Raw genomic sequence first — 19,070 nt, 5'->3', positions numbered from 1 at the left:
ATTGAGCGGCCGGTCGCGGTCGAACTTCACCCCTTGACGCGGGGGGGGCCTCATAGGGATTGGGCAGTCTATGAAGCCTTTCGGCTGAACGGCTGCAACCGTGCTATGTCATCTGTCTTCTTCGCCCTCATGGCCCGCCACAGATCCCAGTCCAGTTGGAGGCCAAGCCAAAAGTCAGCTGACATGCCTAGTACCCGGGCCAGACGAAGGGCCGTATCGGGGGTGACACCACGCTTACAGCGGATGATTTCATTGAGGCGCGGGAATGACACTCCTAAACGGACTGCAAATTCAGATTGAGTGATACCCAGCGGCTTCAAGAATTCTTCCAGCAGCATCTCGCCCGGATGGGTCGGAGGCCGATGCCGTGGCAGTCGACGACCAACCATCTCCTGCGAGGAGACCCTGCGTCTAGTGGTAGTCCGTGATTTCGACTTCGTAAGCATTTCCATTCTCCCATCGAAAACATAACCTGTACTGACTGTTCATGCGAATACTGAACTGTCCGCCTCGCTTCCCTTTCAGACGTTCAAGACGGTTTCCTGAAGGAACAGCCAGATGCTGCAATTCTCTTACACGGTTGACTTGGTCAAGTTTCCTCCGCGCGACAGACCAGGATCCTTGTGGACACGTTTGTCGCGCGGCGGGCGTGTCGGCCCCATCAAAAACATCCTCTGTTCCCCGATTGCAAAACGAACGTATCATGTATTATATTATATCGGATATCAGCATTCCTGTCAAACCGTTTATTGACGGCACAACCATGGGTTATGCCGCTTCCAGATGAGTGCCTTACAGGCTTCATGTCAGCGGTCTATCTGTGGGACCTGTCCCCCCTTGACTTCCCCGCCTCGCCTATTGTACTCTCTTGGCGATATCAAAAGGAGGTATCGATGCCAGTTCACGCATCACCACGGAAAAGGATGAGACAGGACAAGAAGAAGTCTCTCCACAACAAGGCCATCAAGACAGAGATCAAGAGTGCGGTCAAGAAGGTGAGGCAAAGCACGAATGCGGCGGAGGGCGCCACGGCGTTCAAGAGATGCGCTTCTCTGATGGATAGGGCCGCGAAGAAATCAATACTTCACAAGTCCACTGTCAATAGGACGAAATCGAGACTCGCGAAGGCTGTAGGTAAGCTGTCGGCCGGCACTACGTAGGTCGCTGCGGTTCCCTGGCACATCCTGCAGGCGCTCGTGCCCCGCAGCCGAGCCTCAGTACACCTTTTTCTCCGCGATCAGTGTCTGTATGGTGTCGGGCACCTGGTTGAGCAGGACGCGCATGTTCTCGCCGGTCCGCCTTACGTGGATCTCGACCTTCCCCTCGGCCATGGCCTTCTCCCCGATCACTATTCTTAAGGGTAGTCCGATGAGGTCGGCGTCCTTGAACTTGAAGCCCGGCCTCTGGTCCCTGTCGTCGAGAAGGACCTGAAGGCCGCGCCTGCTCAGCATTTCGTAGAGGTCGTCTCCCGCCTTGCGCAGCGCTTCGTCGTTCACGTTGACTGGAAGAACTTCCACGTCGTACGGCGCAACGGAAAGCGGCCAGATGATTCCGTTCGCGTCGTGGTTCTGCTCTATTACCGCCGCGACGGTGCGCGTGACTCCCAACCCGTAGCAGCCCATCAGGAACGGTCTCTCTTGGCCGTCGTGCTCCAGATAGGTCGCGTGCATGGCCTTGCTGTACTTGGTCCCGAGCTCGAAAATCTGCCCCACCTCTATCCCCCGCGTGATGGAAACAGGCTTGGCGCATTTGACGCACGCGTCGCCTTCCCGCGCCACGACCAGGTCCGCGTAGTCGATCGCGGTGAAATCGCGCTCGAGGTTGGCATTAGTGTAGTGATAGTCCTCCTCGTTCGCGCCCACGACGAAATTCTCCATGTGCTTCAGTCGCTCGTCGGCGATAAGCCTAGTTCCCTTGAGGCCGATCGGCCCGGAAAAGCCGAGTGGCCCACCCGTGCATTTCAGTATTTCCTCGGGGCTCGACATTGAGATCGTGTCTACCCTAAGGAAGTTCCTGAGCTTGGCCTCGTTGAGTTCCCTGTCGCCCGGAATGAGGGCCGCAACGGTGGTACCGTCCACCTGGTACAACAGGGTCTTTACCAGAGCGGAAGTATCGACGCCCAGGAACTTGGCCACGCCGTCCGCCGTCTTGAGCCCCGGTGTGTGGACTTTTCCGAGAGGCGCAGGCTTACCGGTTTTCTGAGCGTCCGTCACGGCAGCGGTCGTCGCCCTGTCCAAGGTGGCGCTGTAGCCGCATCCGCACGAGACCACCTCCGACTCCCCTTCTCCCGCGAGGACCATGAACTCGTGCGTGAAATCGCCGCCGATCGCGCCCGAGTCGGCTTCAACCGCCGTGAACTTGAGGCCGCATCTCTCGAAGATCCGCGAATAGGCGCCGTGCATGGCCATGTATGTTTCTCTCAAGGACTGGCCGTCCCTGTGAAAACTGTAAGCGTCCTTCATTATGAACTCGCGCGCGCGAATGACTCCGAAGCGCGGCCTGATCTCGTCGCGGAACTTTGTTTGGATTTGGTAAAACGTGATGGGCAGTTCTTTGTACGAACGAACCTCCCTGCGTACGAGATCGGTGATAACTTCTTCGTGCGTGGGGGCGAGCACGTGTTCACGATCGTGACGGTCGACCGGCCTCATGAGCTCCTTACCGTAGACGTCCCATCTACCGCTTTCCTTCCACAGCTCGGCGGGGTGCAATATCGGCAGCAGCGTCTCCAGGGCGCCGATGCGGTCCATCTCTTCCCTGACGATCTGTTCGACCTTCTTTATCGCCCGGATCCCGAGCGGGAGGTACGAGTATATTCCGCTGGTGAGCTTCCTCATCAGGCCCGCCCTGATCATCAGCTTGTGGCTCACAATCTCAGCGTCGGAAGGCTCTTCCTTGAGAGTCGGTATGAATGTCCGTGTCCACCTCATGTTTTCCTCCAAGTGCGACCGTATATCGAGCTCCCGAGGACTCTATCCCACGAAGTGGGTCTCTTCGACGGGCGGTGCCCCTCGTTCGCTAGACTTCCTGCAGGTCTATTACGTCCTCCATCGTGTACCATCCGGCTTTCTTTCCCAGAAGGAACTTGATGGCTGCGAGCGTTCCGTGAGCAAAGCAGTCCCTGGACTCCGCCACGTGCTTGATTTCTATTCTTTCGCCCTTCAACGCCAACAACACCGTGTGTTCACCGACTATGTCCCCGGCCCTGATGGAATGGACGAATATCTCATTTCTCTGCCTCTCTGAAACACCCTGATCCCTGCCGTACCTTATCTGAAATCTCTCTCCCTCACGCGAGGCGGCGCCATCTTCACGCGACCCGACGGCTCCCTGACGTGACGCTTCGACGATCGCCTGGGCGAGCTTGAGCGCAGTCCCGCTCGGGGAATCTTTCTTGGCGCGATGGTGCTTCTCGACGATTTCTATTTCGCACTTCCCTTCCAGGGCACGCACGATTCCCGGAAGTACCTTTGTGAGTAACGTGACACCGACGCTCATGTTCGGTGAGAAAAGTAGCGGTATCCTCTTGGACGCGTCTTTCATCATCTTGACGTTGGCTTCGCTCTGCCCGGTCGTTCCTGCGACCAGGGCCATGCTTCTCTGCAAGCAAAACTCGACCGCCGAAACTGTGCCCTCGGGGCTTGTGAAGTCCGCAAGGAGCTCGGCCTGCGGTACGTTGTCGGCAAAACCTCGTGCCACTCTCACCTCGGTCTCGCCCACGGAAAGTATGGCGCCCGCGCGCGGGTGGCCGGCCAGCTCCACGCCGCCCACGAGGTCAAGCTCTGGATCTTGTGCCACGAGCTCCGCGACCCTTCCACCCATGCGCCCGCATATGCCCGCAACCAGAATTTTCCGCTTCACCAAATGCCTCCTACTGGTAGCGCACGTCCCCGAAGACTGGCTAGAGTTTCCCTAAGGCTCCGAGCACTCTCCTCAACGCCTCTTCAGTTTCCTTCTTGACCGGAACGAGAGGAAGCCTCAGTTCACCGGAGCACATACCCAGGAGCTCGCACGCCTTCTTCACGGGCGCGGGGTTCGTCTCCAGGAAAAGCGCCCTAAAGATCGGCAGTAGCTCGAAGTGTATCCGTCGCGAGCCTTCGATATCATTCTTGAAGAATCTGTCCAACATCTCCTTCGTGAGCTCGGGCACAACGTTCCCCGCCACTGAAACCACTCCGGACGCCCCGAGCGAAAGCATCGGAAGCGTGAGAGAGTCGTCGCCGCAGAGCACGGTGATGTTGCACCTGCTAAGAATCTGACTCACCTGGTCGAGTGAACCGCTCGCTTCCTTGATGGCCACGATGTTCTCGACGTCTGAGAGCCTCCAGACGGTCTCCGGAAGCATGTTGACGCCCGTTCTGCCGGGGACGTTGTAGAGAACGACCGGGATGCCGACCGCGTCTGCGACCGCCTTGAAATGCTGGTACTGCCCCTCAGGGCCGGGCTTGTTGTAGTAAGGAGTTATGAGCATTACTCCATCGGCGCCCAACTCCTCGGCCGCTTTGCTGTACTTTATGGAATCAGAGGTACTATTCGTGCCCGTACCGGCAACGACGACGCATCTCTTCTCGGCCGCGTCAATCACCACTTTCGTCACCTGACGTCTTTCGTCAGGGCTCAGCGTGGCGGCCTCCCCCGTGCACCCGCACGGCACGAGTCCGTCGCAACCTGCGCGCACAAGCGTGTCGGTGAGAGTCTTGAGCGTAGCGTAATCCACCTTGCCGCCGCGGAAAGGCGTCACCATCGCAACGAAAAGTCCTCTAAACATGATTCATTCTCCAAAGTAAGGAGCCTGTTGAGAAAGTGCTTGGGCTGCAAGAAAACGCCGTAGGAAAGGCGACGTCGAGTACATCAAAACCGTCCTGCGACACTCCTCAAAACGGAAAGGGCGATTTCTCCTTCATACACTACTTGAGCCGGCCCCTCTAACAATGCCGCTGACAGCGGATTAGAACGCTCCGCAAACCTGACCACGAGCATGTCTCCTCCCCAGGTCAGCACTTTGACCGGAGGCTTGACGAGTCCTTTGGCGGCCAGGCACACCGCCGCAGCGATGGCGCCCGTGCCACAGGCCAGCGTCTCGGCCTCGACGCCTCTTTCGTAGGTTCGGAGTAGTACTGAGCCGCGCCGGTCAATCTCAACAAAGTCAACGTTGGCTCCGCCCCTGCCGAAACTCTTGTGAAACCTCAATTCTCGACCCGACGACTGGACGTCGAACTCCTGAAGGTCTTCTACCACAGTCACAAAATGGGGCACGCCCGTGTTCAGAAAGCTGCCCTCGAACCTGCCGGTACTCGTCCGAACCACCAGTCCCTCTTTGAGCCCTCGAGGAGGTCCCATGTTGAGCTCTACGCCCCCGCGGGTGGCCATAGCCTCAATGAGGCCGCGAGGCGTCTCGAACACCACCTTCGCTCCTCTTGCGCCGTTCTGGAACGCGTAAGCGGCCGCACAGCGAGCGCCATTCCCACACATTGGAGCTTCGCCCCCGTCTGCGTTGTGGTAGCGCAGCCTGAATTCGGCAGCGGAGCTCCTCTCGATGAACAGGACTCCGTCCGCGCCCACGGAGTGCCCCTGCAGGCAGAGAGCCTTCACCAGGGCTCGCTTCGGCATGGGGAGCCGCTTCTCCCTCACGTCAAGGAGGACGAAGTGGTTGCCCGCACCGGATACTTTGTAGAAGTGTATGGCGCCGTCGCGACGTCTCCGGCCGTCGCGCGTCCTTGGACTCTTATTGCACCGTTTCCTTTTCGTCTGCACTCTTCTCCTCTGGCTCCGCGGGCGTTGCGCAAAACATCTTGAGCTTCACGTCTTTGGTTGCTTCATCAGGCATTACCTGAACCGTGTGTATCTCCTCGCACGTCGGTTCCACCCCGGGATCGTACGTTCGATTCGCGTTCAGATCTGCAAAACAGTCAACGCGGTACTGTCCCGCGTTGACCTTGGCGATGGTGAAGGTGCCGTCCGGCTTAGCGGTGGCGATGAAAACTCTGAGTGAGTCTTCCGTCGACACGGCGTGCACCACCACCGAAACGCTCTCAGGAAAACAGTGTTCCACGATGCCCTGTATGCTTCCGGGTTCGTTGGGGTCCAGCATACGAATCTCAACACCCGTGAACTCAGGCTCCTCCGGAGTAATCACGGCATTGAACTGTGCAGGGCTGACAAAATCGACGTCGACATCGTAGGCTCTGTTGGTGTTCTTGTCTTTGAATCCGAAGAGCAAGTAGACTCCTGCGGGCAGGCCGATCAGCTCGAACGTGCCATCGCTTCCGCTCTGTGATACGTAGTCGGGTTCGTCAATGGCGAAGTCGGGGGCGGGGCACCTCACTGAATCAAACGCCCACACCGGGATGCCCGGCGCAGGAAGCCCCTTCGCCAGAACCTTGCCCCGGATCGAACCTCCGAACAGTGTGTCGCCGGTCGAGAAGGTCCAGAGATAAGGCGCCTTAATGCTGTTGCCGTGGGCGTCCTTGCCCCCGCTCATCAGCAGCACCGTGTAAGTCCTGGCCGCCGTAAGTGAATCCGTCAGCAATAGACAGAACGTGTTCTTTTGCCAGTGCGCTTCAGCCACCCTGACGCCGGGTCTTATCACCGCCGCATCGCGCACGGTTCTCTTGTCCATGGGCTCGCTGAAAGTCATGCAGATTTCCGACACGGCACGAGTATTCACCTCTCCAGAGTCCGGTTTCATGGAGACTATCCGCGGCGGTTCCAGGTCAACCGGGCCGCCAGGCGGCATGCCTCTGCGAGCGCACGAGCACACTGCCACGAGCGAGCACAACGTGACAAGAAGGATGAAAAGAGCTACTTTTCGCACGCCTTACCTCTACCCAAGGAGCTTCAGAAGAATTGCCTTCTGAACGTGTAAACGATTTTCGGCTTCGTCGAACACGACCGAACGCGGTCCGTCTATCACTTCATCGGTGATTTCCTCCCCCCTGTGAGCCGGGAGACAATGCATCACCAGGCAGTCGGGCTTCGCGGCGGAGACGACCTTGTCGTTGACCGTGAAACCTGAGAAATCCCTTTTCTTCTTCGCAGCCTCCTTCTCCTGGCCCATGCTTGCCCACACGTCCGTGTAGATGACGTCGGCGCCGCGCGCCGCCTCGACGGGGTTCCGCAGTAACTCTATCTTGCCGCGAGCCTCGCTCTGAGCGACTTTCATGATTTCGGCCGACGGCTCGTAGCCTTTCGGCACGCACACGCGCAACGAAAAGTGGAATCTCGTACTGGCGTTGAGCCAGGAGTTGCACACGTTGTTGCCGTCGCCTAAGAAGGCGACGCACATGGAATCGAGATCCTTCCCCTTCTCGAACGCCGTGAAGAGGTCGGCAAGCACCTGGCAGGGATGAAGTAGGTCGGTAAGACCGTTTATCACGGGAATCGAAGCCTCGCGGGCCAAGTCCACGACGAGCGAATGGTCGAAGGTTCTTATCATTATGCCGTCAACGTAGCGGGAGAGGACCTTGGCCACGTCTCCTATGGATTCCCGGTGTCCGACGCCGATCTCCTGATCCGTGAGATAGATCGTCGTTCCACCCAGCATGTGCATGCCCGCCTCGAAGCTCACTCGCGTCCGGAGACTCGGCTTGTGAAAGAGAAGCGCCAGAATCCTTCCGGCGAGATCGATGCTGGTCTTACCCTCTTTGAGTTCCCTCTTCTTCTTGGCGGAAAGGGCGAAGAGCTGCTGAATCTCGCTCCTCGTAAAATCTCTTATGGAAAGAAAACTGCGAACCGGGCGCTTGGAGCCTCTCGAAGCCTCTACCATTTCTCCTCCTCGCATGACATGTCAGTCAGTTCGAAAAGCGGGACCAACCCACTGAAGTTGTTTGCCCTTCCTGCCGCCTCACGCGCGTGGGTGCGCCTTGCTGTACGCTTCTTTGAGGCGCCTCAAGGAAACATGAGTATATATCTGTGTCGTGGCCACGCTGGCGTGACCGAGCAACTCCTGAACGGCTCGCAGGTCTGCGCCGGCATCCAGGAGATGCGTCGCAAAAGAGTGTCTCAGGACGTGAGGGCTGAGCGCTCTCTCTCTGGCCGCGCTACCGAGGCGATGGCCGACCATCCTCTGCACGCTACGGACCGTGAGCCGCTCTCCTCTCTGATTGAGAAAGACGGCCTCCGCGTCCTTCCGAGCACGCGCGCCTTTCTTCGGAACGCGCGCCAGGTTTTCCCTTCGGAAAGGAAGATACCCCTCGATTGCGCGTATCGCGCACGCCCCCACGGGCGATATCCTCTCCTTCTTCCCCTTTCCCCGAACGCGTATCAGTCCTCCCGAGAGCTTCATGTCGGCCAGATCGAGCGCGGCGAGCTCTCCGACTCTGATGCCGCTTCCGTACAAGAGTTCAAGTATAGCAAGATCCCGTGAAGAAGCAAAATCGTCGGCCTCGAAGCTAAAGAATCTCTCTATCTCCGAGACGCTGAGAAACGCGGGAAGCCTGCGCCTTTTCTTCGGGTACTTGAGACTCGACGCGGGATTGGAGGCGATTGCTTCCTCACGCACTAGGAACTTGAAGAACGACTTCAGAGACGCAAGCTTTCGCGCGATCGAGGAATCAGCGAGGCCGATCCCGGCGAGCTGGGCGAGAAAGGCGCGAACCTCCTCGGGCCTCACGTCGTTCACGATGACGTCGGAATTGGCGAGCCGTTTAGTGAAGCTCGCGAACTGAAGTATGTCTCTCGCGTAGCAGTCCACCGTGTTGTGAGAATAGGCCCTCTGATCTCTGAGGTATCGCACGAAACTCTCCAGCGGCCGTTTCATACAGTGATTTCCCGCCATTCCTCGATTGCCTTCATCGCCCTCGAAGCCGCGGCCTCCTTCCGGTGGAGTTTCGTTCGCACTCGTCTGGGAAGCGGCGGAAGAAGCCCGAAATTGAAGTTCATGGGTTGAAAGGGGCTCACTCCTGCCGACGCAATGTATCTACACAGCGAGCCGACGGCCGTTTCAGGTGGAGGGACGACGGGGTCTCTCCCGGCCGCCAATCTCGCGACGTTCATCCCCGCCAGTAACCCGGTGGCTATCGACGGGACGTAGCCCTCGACACCAGAGAGCTGCCCTGCAAAGAACATTGTGGGGCTCCTTCTTGTCTGGAGCGTGGGCAGCAGGCAGGCCGGCGCATCTATGAATGAATTTCTGTGAACGCTGCCGTACCTTAAGAACTCAGCGCGTTCAAGCCCCGGAATCATTCTGAAGACTCGCTTTTGTTCTTCGATCTTGAGTCTCGTCTGAAATCCGACCATTCCGTACGCGGTCTTTTCAACGTTCTCAGGTCTTAGCTGCACCACGGCGTGTGGGATTCTGCCCGTGTGCGGGTCGACCAGTCCAACCGGTTTCAGTGCGCCGAAGGCCAGGCTCATCTTTCCCCTTCCGGCCACCACTTCGACGGGGAGACAGGGTTCAAAGAAGAGACCCGTTTCGAAAGCGCGGCAGTCTGCCACCCTCGCCTTGACGAGTTCTTCCCAGAAGTTGTCGAACTCCCCCTCCGTGAAAGGACAGTTCAAGTATGGGCCGCTTCCCTTGTCGTACCGCGAAGCCGGAAACGTCCTTTCGTGGTCGATCGTTTCCGAATCGATGATCGGCGAGATTGCGTCAAAGAAGAAAAGGCTGTCGTGCCCGAGAAAACGGGCGATCCACTCCGACAGCGACTTCGAGGTGAGAGGTCCGCTCGCTACGATCGTGAGTTGGGCGGGCTCTAGCTCGCACACCTCTTCTCTCACGACCCGGATGCCGGCCTCTCTCGAAAGGGCTTCCTCCACCCTCTCTGAGAACTTAAGTCTGTCCACGGCGAGGGCGGTCCCTGCCGGCACTCGCACTTCCTGCGCTATCCCAAGCAGCACGGAGCCCAGCGAAAGAAGCTCGGCCTTGAGAAGGCCCGAGCCCGTCGTCAACAACTCCGACTTGAGCGAATTGCTGCACACGAGTTCGGCCAGACGAGAGGTCTTGTGAGCCTCGGTCATCCTGGCCGGTCGCATCTCGTAAAGAGCTACTCGTTGTCCCCTTCGCGCGATCTGAAAGGCCGCCTCCGCGCCCGCAAGACCACCACCGATGATCCGAATCTCATCCTGACAGCTCATGCTTGCACCCGAGGCATCGCAGAGTTCTACCCTTTCTTTTCGTGATCTTCTCCACCATTGTTGGATAACCGCACTCGGGGCACTCTTGCTTAATCGGCATGTCCCACGACGCGAATTTGCAGGCCGGGTACTTACTGCAGCCATAGAAGACCTTGCCCGCTCTCGACCTCTTTTCCACGAGCTTCCCGCCGCACCCTTCTTGAGGGCAGTCTATTCCGAGCGTCATTGGTTTCGTGGCCTTGCACTCGGGATACTTGGAGCAGGAGAGAAACCTCCCGTATCTTCCTTCTCTCACCGTCATGGGAGAACCGCAAGCGTCGCACTTCTCGTCGGTCACGGATTGAGGCGAGTCCGTTTCGACCGGCATGGTGAACTTGCATTCGGGGTAGCCGCTGCAGGCGAGGAAGGTGCCGTTGCGGCCGAACTTCTTCACCATCTTCTTCCCGCAGAGTTTACATGTGAGACCCGTGTCGGTGATCAATTCGGCCTTCAAGGCGGACTTTGTTTTCTCCGCCTTCTCGAGGTCCAGATGGAAAGGTTCGTAGAATTCTCTCACGACCTCGACCCATTGCTTCTCGCCTGCTTCAACGAGGTCAAGATTGTCCTCCATGTTGGCGGTGAACTCTATGTTGAAGATGTCCGGAAATGCTTTGACCAAGAGCTTACATGTTACCATGCCCAGTTCGGTGGGTCTCAACCTGCCGGCGTCCGAGGCGACGTACTTTCTCGCCAGTATGGTGCCGATAATCGTGGCGTACGTGCTGGGTCGTCCGATGCCGTTTTCGTCGAGTACCCTCACGATTGTTCCCTCGGTGTATCGCGGAGGAGGTTCCGTGAAGTGCTGAAGAGTGTCGAGCTTCCTCAGGGTCAGTGCCTCGCCCCGCTCCAGGACCGGAAGAAGCTCCGGCTTCGTGTCCTTGGCCCGCTCCACGTCCTTGTAGATTCGTGTGAACCCGTCGAACGTCATCCGCGTGCCCGAGGCCCTGAGCATGAACCTGCCCGCCTTGATGTCCGCGGACGTCGTGTGGTAGCGCGCCACGGCCATCTGGCTTGCCACAAAACGGTTCCATATGAGTCTGTAGAGCGAAAGTTGGGGCTCCGCAAGAAACCTCGCAACCTGCTCCGGGGTTCGCACCACGGAAGTAGGCCTTATCGCTTCGTGGGCGCCCTGCGTGCGACTCTTGCTCGTGTAGACTCGAGGGGAATCCGGCAAGTAGGCGTCGCCCACCGACGTTCTTACGTGATTCCTGACCTGCTCGATCGACTGCGCCGAGGAACGAATCGAATCCGTTCGCATGTACGTTATGAGCCCCACTTGTCCCTCGGGACCCAGGTCGATCCCCTCGTAGAGCTCCTGAGCGATTGACATCGTCCTCTTGCCCGAAAATCTGAGCCTCTTCGAGGCCTCCTGTTGCAAGGTGCTGGTCGTGAAAGGAGGAAACGGGTTTCTCTTCTTTTCGTCTTCTCTCACGCTGTCAACCGAGAAGGCCTGCTCTCTGAGCTCGCCGGCCAGGGACTGCGCGCTCTTGTCGTCGCCTATCTCGATTTTCTTTCCATCAATGGTGATCAGCCTGGCTTTGAAAGGCTCCTTCGTCCGCCCCTCGACCTCTGCTTCCAGGGACCAGTATTCCCTCGTCACAAAAGCGGAGATCTCCTCCTCCCTCTCGCAAATCAAGCGCAGTGCCACGGACTGTACCCTTCCGGCGCTCAGGCCGTAGCGCAGGGTCGTCCAAAGGAACGGGCTCACCAGGTAGCCGACGAGTCTGTCTAGCACGCGTCGCGCCTGCTGAGCGTCGACCTTCTTCATGTCGACTTGCTGCGGGTGATCGAGAGCTTCCTGCAACGCTTCCTTCGTGACCTCGTAGAAAACGAGTCTCTTTGTCCTGCTGTTGGTGTCGCCGAGATACGTCTGCAAGTGCCACGCTATCGCTTCTCCTTCTCTGTCCGGGTCCGGCGCAAGATATATCTCGCTCGCCCTTTCGGCGGCCTGCTTGATTTCCTTGAGCGCCTTGGACTTGTTTGGCAGAAGGACGTACTCCGGCTCGAAATTGTTCTCTATCGTCACTCCGAGTTTCGCCTTGGGGAGGTCCATTATGTGCCCGCTGGAAGCGCGTATGCCAAACCTGGTGCCGAGGAACTTGCCTATGGTCCTGGCCTTGGTCGGCGATTCGACTATTATGAGCGGTCTGGAACCTGCCTGTGGTTTGCCGTCGTCGTGGCTGCCCGAAGGCCGTTGTTTGCCGGCGGTCTTTTTCCGTGGCGCGGCATGCTGCGGCGCGGCCTGGGTGCGTGAGGTTCGCCGGACGGGAGCATCCTTCTCGCGCTGTTCGCCTGTCGGTTTGTCCGTCTGTTTCGGCGTCAGTCTTGGCGGCTGTTTCGGCGTGTCTTTCTGGCTAGACTTTCTTTTCATAGTTGCTCTGTGTTGTGACCATCCTGTCTCAGTGAATAGTCGGGCTGTCTCCTTCCCCGGAGGAAAGCAGGAGCACACTGTAGGGATCTGCTACTACCTCTGCCATGGCCTTCTTGAGGTCTTCCACGCCGACCTCACCCGAGGAGCCGATCACTACCTTCTCCATGAGAGCCCGCTCGGTCAAGATATTTATTGCACCGGTACTCCTGAGCTCGGACAGATACACGTGCGCTTCGGGTGAAAGAGGAAATCTCTCAGCCTCGTAGCTCGTCTCGCCGGTCTCAAGCAAATTCTCTTTTTCCTCCAGTTCGACTTCCTCGATCGCAAGTTCGATGATTGCCTCCAGGGCCTCCTCTACGGTCTCCTTCGAGAATTTCCCCGCTACGAGGATGTCGCACAGCTCGTGCAGAGCCCCGTTTTTTCCGTTCAGAAAGGCCTGGACCTGTCGCGCGATCAAGGCGAGCACATCTTTCACAGAATCTTCCATCCTCTTCTCCTTCTATTCCGCTTGCAGCAGCCGGCGTGACTGCGCCCCTCCGACTATTCCTTGTACACTACGCCTCTTCCTTCGGCAAGCAACACTTCTTGTACTTCTTCCCACTGCCGCATGGGCACGGATCGTTCCTTCCGGCCTTTGGCACGCTCCGCTGTACGGGCGTCGCCCTCTGGGCCCGTGCGAGTTCCTCCGGCGGCGCGCCTCTGACGGCCGCCCCCGCAAACGCTGAAGTCTCCGGGTGCGAAGCGACGGCGACAGGCTGTGCCTGCCTGCGCGGCTCGGGGGCCCTCCTCACGTCGGCCCTCATCAACAATCTCAACGAGTCGCGCGTGATGGTGCCGCTCATCTCAACGAACATCTTGAACCCCTCGGACTTGTATTCAATGAGCGGGTCCTTCTGTCCGTATGCCCTGAGCCCGATGCCCTCCTTCATTTGATCGATCTCGTAAAGGTGGTCTCTCCATTTGTCGTCGATCACGCTCATAAGAACGAGTCGTTCCAGTTGTCTCATCAGTTCCGGGCCGAGCTCTTTTTCTCTCGCAACGTAGGCCCCGTTCGCACGCTCGAGGCAATACTCGAAAACCTCCCCCTTATCCGAACGCCTCTCCTGGAACTGCTTCAGGTTGAAATCGACAAGGAAGACGGTGCTCAGTTCGACTGCCAGCGCCGAAAGGTCCCAGTCCTCGGAAGGGCGCCGTGCGTCTACGGATTCCTCAACGCCTTCCTCGACGAAATCGGCAATCATTTCCTTCACTTCTTGAGAAAGGTCTTCACCTTCCAGCACCTTGAGCCTTCTGGCGTAGATGACCTCCCTCTGCTGGTTCATGACGTCGTCGTACTCGAGCAAGTGTTTCCTTATGTCGAAATTGTACGCCTCCACACGCTTCTGGGCTCTCTCGATGGCCCTGGTCACGAGAGGATGCTGAATGACTTCACCGTCTTGCACGCCAAGTCTGCTCATCACGCTGGCTATTCTGTCCGAGCCGAAAAGCCTCATGAGGTCGTCTTCGAGCGAAAGGTAAAATCGTGAAGAGCCCGGGTCTCCCTGTCTTCCGCTTCTACCGCGAAGCTGTCTGTCAATTCTTCTACTTTCGTGCCTCTCCGTCCCGATGATGTGGAGGCCGCAGTCAGTCCGGGCGAGACACTCCTCGCGCCTCTTTCCCTGCGTACACGTCGAACAGTCCTCGTCGCACTCGATGCAGCATCGGTCACACTTGACGACGCCTGCGCCCAACTTGATGTCCGTGCCTCGGCCCGCCATGTTGGTCGCGATGGTCACCGCGCCTGCCCGCCCCGCCTTCACAATGATCTCGGCTTCGGCTTGGTGGTACTTGGCGTTGAGCACGGCGTGGTCTATCCCCTTCCTCTTGAGCAATCTGCTCAACGTCTCGGACACCTCGACGCTCACGGTTCCAACCAGAACGGGGCGCCCCTTCTTGTGCAACTCCTCTATCTCGTCGATGGCTCGATTGAATTTCTCACGCCTCGTTCGGAATATGGCGTCCTGGTAGTCGAGCCTTCTCACCGGCTCGTTCGTGGGGATTACGACGACGTCGAGCTTGTAGATTTGAAAAAACTCTCCCGCTTCTGTCTCGGCGGTGCCGGTCATTCCGGCGAGCTTCTCGTACATCCTGAAATAATTCTGCAGCGTGATTGTGGCCAGCGTCTGAGTTTCTCCCTCCACCTCCACGTCTTCCTTGGCCTCCAGGGCCTGATGGAGCCCGTCGCTGTAGCGCCTTCCGGGCATGAGCCTTCCAGTGAACTCATCCACTATCAAGACCTTTCCATCCTTGACGACGTACTCCACGTCCTTTTCGAACAGAGAATAGGCCTTGAGAAGCTGATAGATGTTGTGGATCTTCTCGCTCATCTCCGCGTTATGCCTGTATAGTTCTTCCTTTTTCTCCGCCTTTTCTTTCTCAGAAAGACTTTCGTCCTGCGACACCTTGCCCAGGTCCTCGCTCAGGTCAGGCAGCAGGAAGATACTTCGCCCCTTGGGCGAGAGACTTTCCCTGCCCTTTTCGCTCAGGGAAACGCTGTGTGACTTCTCGTCGATGCTGTAATGGAGGTCCTCGTCGATCTCGTTGAGTTTCTTTTCCCTCAAGAAATCCGCCTCCACCCTCCCTATGAGTTTCTTGAGGCTTCCGTCCGCCATGAGCTTCAGGAATCTCCTGTTCTTGGGCGCCCCCCTCTGGACCTGAAGGAGCTTCACTCCCGCCACGTAAGCATCTCCGCCATTCTTGAGTATCTCTTCGGCTTCCGTCACGAGTTGGTTTGCAAGAACGGTCTGGTTTCTCACCAGACGCTCGACTTCGGGTTTCAGCTCGGAATATCTCTGCGTGGAATGGGAGACGCTGCCCGAGATTATGAGAGGCGTCCTGGCCTCATCGACGAGCACGCTGTCCACCTCGTCGACGATTGCATAGTGGTGACCCCTTTGAACGCGATCCTCCAGCCGGATCGCCATGTTGTCGCGCAAGTAGTCGAAACCGAACTCGTTGTTCGTACCGTACGTGATGTCGCACCCGTACTGAGCGCGGCGCTCGGTGGAATCCATTTCGTTCTGGATACATCCGACCGTGAGGTCCAGAAACTTGTAGATTTGGCCCATCCATTCGCTGTCGCGCTTAGCGAGATAATCGTTCACCGTCACGAGGTGAACGCCCTCGCCCGTCAGGGCATTTAGATAGAGCGGCATCGTGGCAACGAGAGTCTTCCCCTCACCCGTCGCCATCTCGGCGATTTTCCCCTGATTCAGAACGACCGCCCCTACGAGCTGGACGTCGTAGGGAACCATGTCCCAGTGGATGGTCTGCCCGCACACCGTCCACGACCTGCCGACGAGCCTCTTACAGACTTCCTTCACCACTGCGAAGGCCTCGGGGAGTATTTCGTCCAGGGTCGCGCCCTGCTTAAGTCTCTGCTTGAAGTCTTCGGTCTTAGCGGCTAGAGCTTCGTCAGTTAGCCCGGATAGGCTCTGCCACACGCGGTTGATGTCCTCGACCAACGGAGCCATCAGCTTGATGTCTCGGTCGTGCTTTGTTCCAAATATCTTCGAGAGAATGGATTCAAACACGTAGCTCACCTTACTCTTGCGAACGACACGTCCGCCTCCGAGGCGTTGCTCTCACGCTGTGGCGACGGCGCAAGCGCGCGTTATCATAGCATGCTATTGCAGTTGGGGTCTCCTGTCAAGGGGAGGCGGTTACAGTGGCTGGAACCGCCGGGCGCAGGGTACGCCTTAGTCCTGCGTGGCCAGCGATGCGGCCGGCCACCGGGAGCAGGACCCGCAGGGACCGGTGCCTTGCAGCGCGCGGGACGTCCTCACCTGGAGGATGCGATCTGCAGACAGTAAAAGCCACCGTTGTTGGCCCCGAAGTAAACCATGTTCCCTGAGACCGCGGGGCTGGAATATATCTCCGCGCCGGCATCGTACGAAGCCATTTTCTTTCCTGAGGAGGCCTCGAGTGCGTAGAGCTTCCCGTCGTATGAAGTGACGTAGACTACTCCCTCGAGGACGAGTGGCGTCGAACGCACGCTTCTCTCGGCGCTGAACGTCCAGCTCACTGTTCGCTCCTTGACGTTGATGCACCTCACGACCCCATCGTCCGAGGCTCCGTACGCCGTCGTCCCCAACATGACCGGTGAGGCTCGCACGTCTCGGCCGGCATCCGTGGTGAAGAGCACCTTCCCGGTCGAAGCGTCGAGAAAATGAAACCGTCGTGCGTTTGAGCCGAAGCACACAACACCTTCGCTCACTGCCGGAGAAGAGTAGATTCCACCCGCCGCGGCGTACTTCCAGATCAACTTGCCCGAGTCCAAGGAGAGACAATAGAAGCTACCGTCCGCCGAACCGAAAAAGACCCTTCCTTTTTCCACGCGCGGCGAGCTCCACACCACACCGGCGGCTTCATATTTCCAGCGAAGCTTGCCGTCCTTTCCGGCCACACAGTATAGGTTCCTATCATGTGACCCGAACAGAACGCTTCCCGAAGCGACGCAGGGAGAAGACACAATCTTCGCACCGGCCTTGAATTCCCAGACCTTCTGCCCCGAGCGAGCGTCAATGCACCAGAAGCTCCCGTTGTAAGCACCCACGAAAACTCTGCCACCCGAAACGGCAGGACTCGCACCGATGCCCGCGCCCGCGGTGAATTTCCAGGCCTCTTCGCCGCTGCCTGCGTCCAGGCAATAGAGCCGGCCGTCCCTGCATCCGAAATAGACTCTCCCGTCATTCACGGCAGGCGAAGACGTGACGGCGCCCCGAAATCCTCTCTTCCATTTGAGAGAAAGGCTCAACTCTCCGGGGGAACCGCGAGAGGAGCCGGAAACCTCTCCGGCCATCTCAGAGGGTGCTATTGCGGCAGTCTCCCGAGCGGGAGCCCTCTTCTCCCGAAGATCGCGACTCGTTTTTTTCGACGAGGGCCAAGCCGTGAGCAAGAGTGCAATGATGACTGCGACCGTTCCCAACAGCGAGATCCAGCCGACCGGGCTCAACTTCAGGGTCTTGAGTCTCTCCGGAATCCACCCCCGCATCCTCGTAGCGCACGCATTCAATGTACCGCGTGCATTCGATGCGATTCGTGCATTCACTCCGAGCGAAAACGATTTGGAGGACTCTCGCTTGCGACGAGCGCTCTCCAGCGGAGCGACGCCCACGGATTCGACGACGATCGCGGGCCCGAGTCCAGCCACGTCCGTAGCGCGCCCAAATGTCGCCTGGCCTTCGCCCAATCTGCAGAGAGCCTCACGCCCGCCGGCTACCAGTTTCCCTCCGGGTTCCAAACGCCACGCACCCCGCTTCTCTTCGGAACAAGTCACGTTTCCATCCGCGGAGATCAGTGCGATTGACAACTCGCCGCCGGCCGTCCACCAGGACTCCTCTCCCCTCACGAATCCCGCCGCGAACGAGATCGAAGGCCCGCCCAACAGCTCCTCACAGGACGACGCAATTTCGCACACAACCTCGACGTACTGCTCGGGAGTTCTGATCCTATCCCCTCTCTTGAATTGAGCAACGCTCTCCTGAAAGACCCGACGCCCGCCGGGCGATGCCTCACACAAGAGAAAGAACGCTTCGTCTGCTCTCCCTCCCCTCCCCGTTTCCAGAAACAGCAGAGGCCTTGCTTCCGCCTTGGACATCCCGTGCGTTGTCACAATAATCTTGCTAGATTTCATCGGCAGCACTTCCAGCCTGTGTTTTGTTACTGTAAGTATGTCGCCGGTCGGACCGGTGCAGTGGGTACGGGCCCCTTGTCCCACCACCGCTTTCCTAGTGCGGCATCAAGAACTGCATCATGAACCCGGCCGCAAGTGGAATACGGAAGTTGTCATCAATGGGAATGGGCAGCAACTCAAAAAACGTCGCCGTCAATGCCCCAGCTATTCCCACAAACAGAGGAATACCTGGCACGACCATAGCCATCACCAAACAGGAGAGAAAACAGGCCAGACTCCCTTCGAAGGTCTTCCCGAATATCGGTGTCCTTCCATAAGTCTTGCCTATCATCGCAGCGGTCGTGTCGCCGACGGTGAGAAATAGCAGGCTCGCAACAACAATGCTCTTCTCAAAACAGTATGCCGTAAGTAAGCCCGAGATGACCAGCGAAGTCGCTCCCAAGAGGGTATCTCTCTCGTGCTCGCGCACGAGCTCGCCGAAGAACCTGTGGAACAGGTTCTTCATCCTAGGTTCGTGCAGCCTGAGGACGTCTAGAGTGAGAATCACCGTAGCGGCGGCGAGAAGGGCCACCTTCCCTGCCTCCTCCGGTATTATGTAGTAGGCCAGCGGCACCCAGGATGTTGCGAAATGAATGGCCTTTCTCTTTGCCTCTGCGATGAGTGACATAACCCCTTTAGTAGCACCAGCGCAAGACAAAGTCAATGCAAAAGCGGGGTATAGGTGTGAAAGGAGGGCATAGGTGTGAACGGGGGTATACGTGCGAAGGGGTTGGAGCTATGCTCCAACCCCTTCAATGTTCCCGTAGAAAGAAAGCTCTACTACTGGAGTACCACTATCTTCTTAGCGCCACTGTATCCAGGAGCGTTAAGCTGATAGAAGAACACACCACTAGCTACCTTCTCACCACGATCCGT

16 protein-coding genes are annotated in these 19,070 nt (G+C 58.1%); 1 reads left to right on the top strand and 15 read right to left on the bottom strand.

Annotated features, from left to right (window positions below):
- Nucleotides 1-68: 68 nt before the first annotated feature.
- Both NTX17_00135 and NTX17_00130 read right to left on the bottom strand, forming a co-directional pair.
- A complete protein-coding gene (locus NTX17_00135) occupies nucleotides 69-446 on the bottom strand; it encodes a HigA family addiction module antitoxin (protein MCX5799793.1) in 378 nt (125 codons plus the stop codon).
- Nucleotides 412-705 (bottom strand): type II toxin-antitoxin system RelE/ParE family toxin, encoded by a 294-nt coding sequence (locus NTX17_00130; GenBank protein MCX5799792.1) that lies wholly within the window; start codon nucleotides 703-705, stop codon nucleotides 412-414. Before NTX17_00130 ends, NTX17_00135 begins: the two co-directional genes overlap by 35 nt.
- Nucleotides 706-893: 188 nt before the next feature.
- Between NTX17_00130 and rpsT the strand changes: the two genes are divergently transcribed.
- The gene (gene rpsT, locus NTX17_00125; protein ID MCX5799791.1) at nucleotides 894-1,160 is read left to right on the top strand and encodes a 30S ribosomal protein S20; all 267 of its coding nucleotides are present in this window, start codon (nucleotides 894-896) and stop codon (nucleotides 1,158-1,160) included.
- Between the two features lie 54 nt (nucleotides 1,161-1,214).
- Here rpsT and NTX17_00120 read toward each other — a convergent pair whose 3' ends face one another.
- From NTX17_00120 to NTX17_00060, 13 genes are all read right to left on the bottom strand, one after another.
- Nucleotides 1,215-2,930: a proline--tRNA ligase gene (locus NTX17_00120; GenBank protein MCX5799790.1), complete on the bottom strand. Its 1,716-nt coding sequence runs from the start codon at nucleotides 2,928-2,930 to the stop codon at nucleotides 1,215-1,217.
- A gap of 88 nt (nucleotides 2,931-3,018) precedes the next feature.
- Nucleotides 3,019-3,861: a 4-hydroxy-tetrahydrodipicolinate reductase gene (dapB, locus tag NTX17_00115; protein MCX5799789.1), complete on the bottom strand. Its 843-nt coding sequence runs from the start codon at nucleotides 3,859-3,861 to the stop codon at nucleotides 3,019-3,021.
- A gap of 40 nt (nucleotides 3,862-3,901) precedes the next feature.
- A complete protein-coding gene (gene dapA, locus NTX17_00110) occupies nucleotides 3,902-4,768 on the bottom strand; it encodes a 4-hydroxy-tetrahydrodipicolinate synthase (protein ID MCX5799788.1) in 867 nt (288 codons plus the stop codon).
- Nucleotides 4,769-4,851: 83 nt separating this feature from the next.
- Nucleotides 4,852-5,754, bottom strand: a complete 903-nt coding sequence (dapF, locus tag NTX17_00105; protein ID MCX5799787.1) for a diaminopimelate epimerase — start codon at nucleotides 5,752-5,754, stop codon at nucleotides 4,852-4,854.
- Nucleotides 5,726-6,814, bottom strand: a complete 1,089-nt coding sequence (locus tag NTX17_00100) for an Ig-like domain-containing protein (protein ID MCX5799786.1) — start codon at nucleotides 6,812-6,814, stop codon at nucleotides 5,726-5,728. Before NTX17_00100 ends, dapF begins: the two co-directional genes overlap by 29 nt.
- A gap of 9 nt (nucleotides 6,815-6,823) precedes the next feature.
- Entirely contained in the window at nucleotides 6,824-7,765 is a 942-nt protein-coding gene (argF, locus tag NTX17_00095; GenBank protein ID MCX5799785.1) for an ornithine carbamoyltransferase, read from the bottom strand.
- A 78-nt stretch (nucleotides 7,766-7,843) separates the two neighbouring features.
- A complete protein-coding gene (locus NTX17_00090) occupies nucleotides 7,844-8,758 on the bottom strand; it encodes a tyrosine recombinase (protein ID MCX5799784.1) in 915 nt (304 codons plus the stop codon).
- On the bottom strand, nucleotides 8,755-10,071 hold the full coding sequence (trmFO, locus tag NTX17_00085) for a methylenetetrahydrofolate--tRNA-(uracil(54)-C(5))-methyltransferase (FADH(2)-oxidizing) TrmFO (GenBank protein MCX5799783.1): 1,317 nt from the start codon (nucleotides 10,069-10,071) through the stop codon (nucleotides 8,755-8,757). Before trmFO ends, NTX17_00090 begins: the two co-directional genes overlap by 4 nt.
- On the bottom strand, nucleotides 10,055-12,481 hold the full coding sequence (gene topA, locus NTX17_00080; protein ID MCX5799782.1) for a type I DNA topoisomerase: 2,427 nt from the start codon (nucleotides 12,479-12,481) through the stop codon (nucleotides 10,055-10,057). The genes trmFO and topA overlap by 17 nt, the downstream gene beginning before the upstream one ends.
- A gap of 28 nt (nucleotides 12,482-12,509) precedes the next feature.
- A complete protein-coding gene (locus NTX17_00075) occupies nucleotides 12,510-12,968 on the bottom strand; it encodes a hypothetical protein (GenBank protein ID MCX5799781.1) in 459 nt (152 codons plus the stop codon).
- 67 nt (nucleotides 12,969-13,035) lie between these two features.
- Complete coding sequence (gene secA / locus NTX17_00070; GenBank protein MCX5799780.1) at nucleotides 13,036-16,053, bottom strand: preprotein translocase subunit SecA; 3,018 nt, start codon at nucleotides 16,051-16,053, stop codon at nucleotides 13,036-13,038.
- Nucleotides 16,054-16,301: 248 nt separating this feature from the next.
- The gene (locus NTX17_00065) at nucleotides 16,302-18,155 is read right to left on the bottom strand and encodes a PQQ-binding-like beta-propeller repeat protein (protein ID MCX5799779.1); all 1,854 of its coding nucleotides are present in this window, start codon (nucleotides 18,153-18,155) and stop codon (nucleotides 16,302-16,304) included.
- 94 nt (nucleotides 18,156-18,249) lie between these two features.
- Nucleotides 18,250-18,822, bottom strand: a complete 573-nt coding sequence (locus NTX17_00060; protein ID MCX5799778.1) for an SEC59/DGK1/VTE5 family protein — start codon at nucleotides 18,820-18,822, stop codon at nucleotides 18,250-18,252.
- Nucleotides 18,823-19,070 lie beyond the last annotated feature (248 nt).

The sequence above is a fragment of the Candidatus Eisenbacteria bacterium genome, from assembly GCA_026388185.1.
Lineage (GTDB): Bacteria > Eisenbacteria > RBG-16-71-46 > JAFGJU01 > JAFGJU01 > JAPLKG01.
Note: the sequence above shows the minus strand (reverse complement) of the source record. Positions and strands in the feature narration are given on the sequence as shown.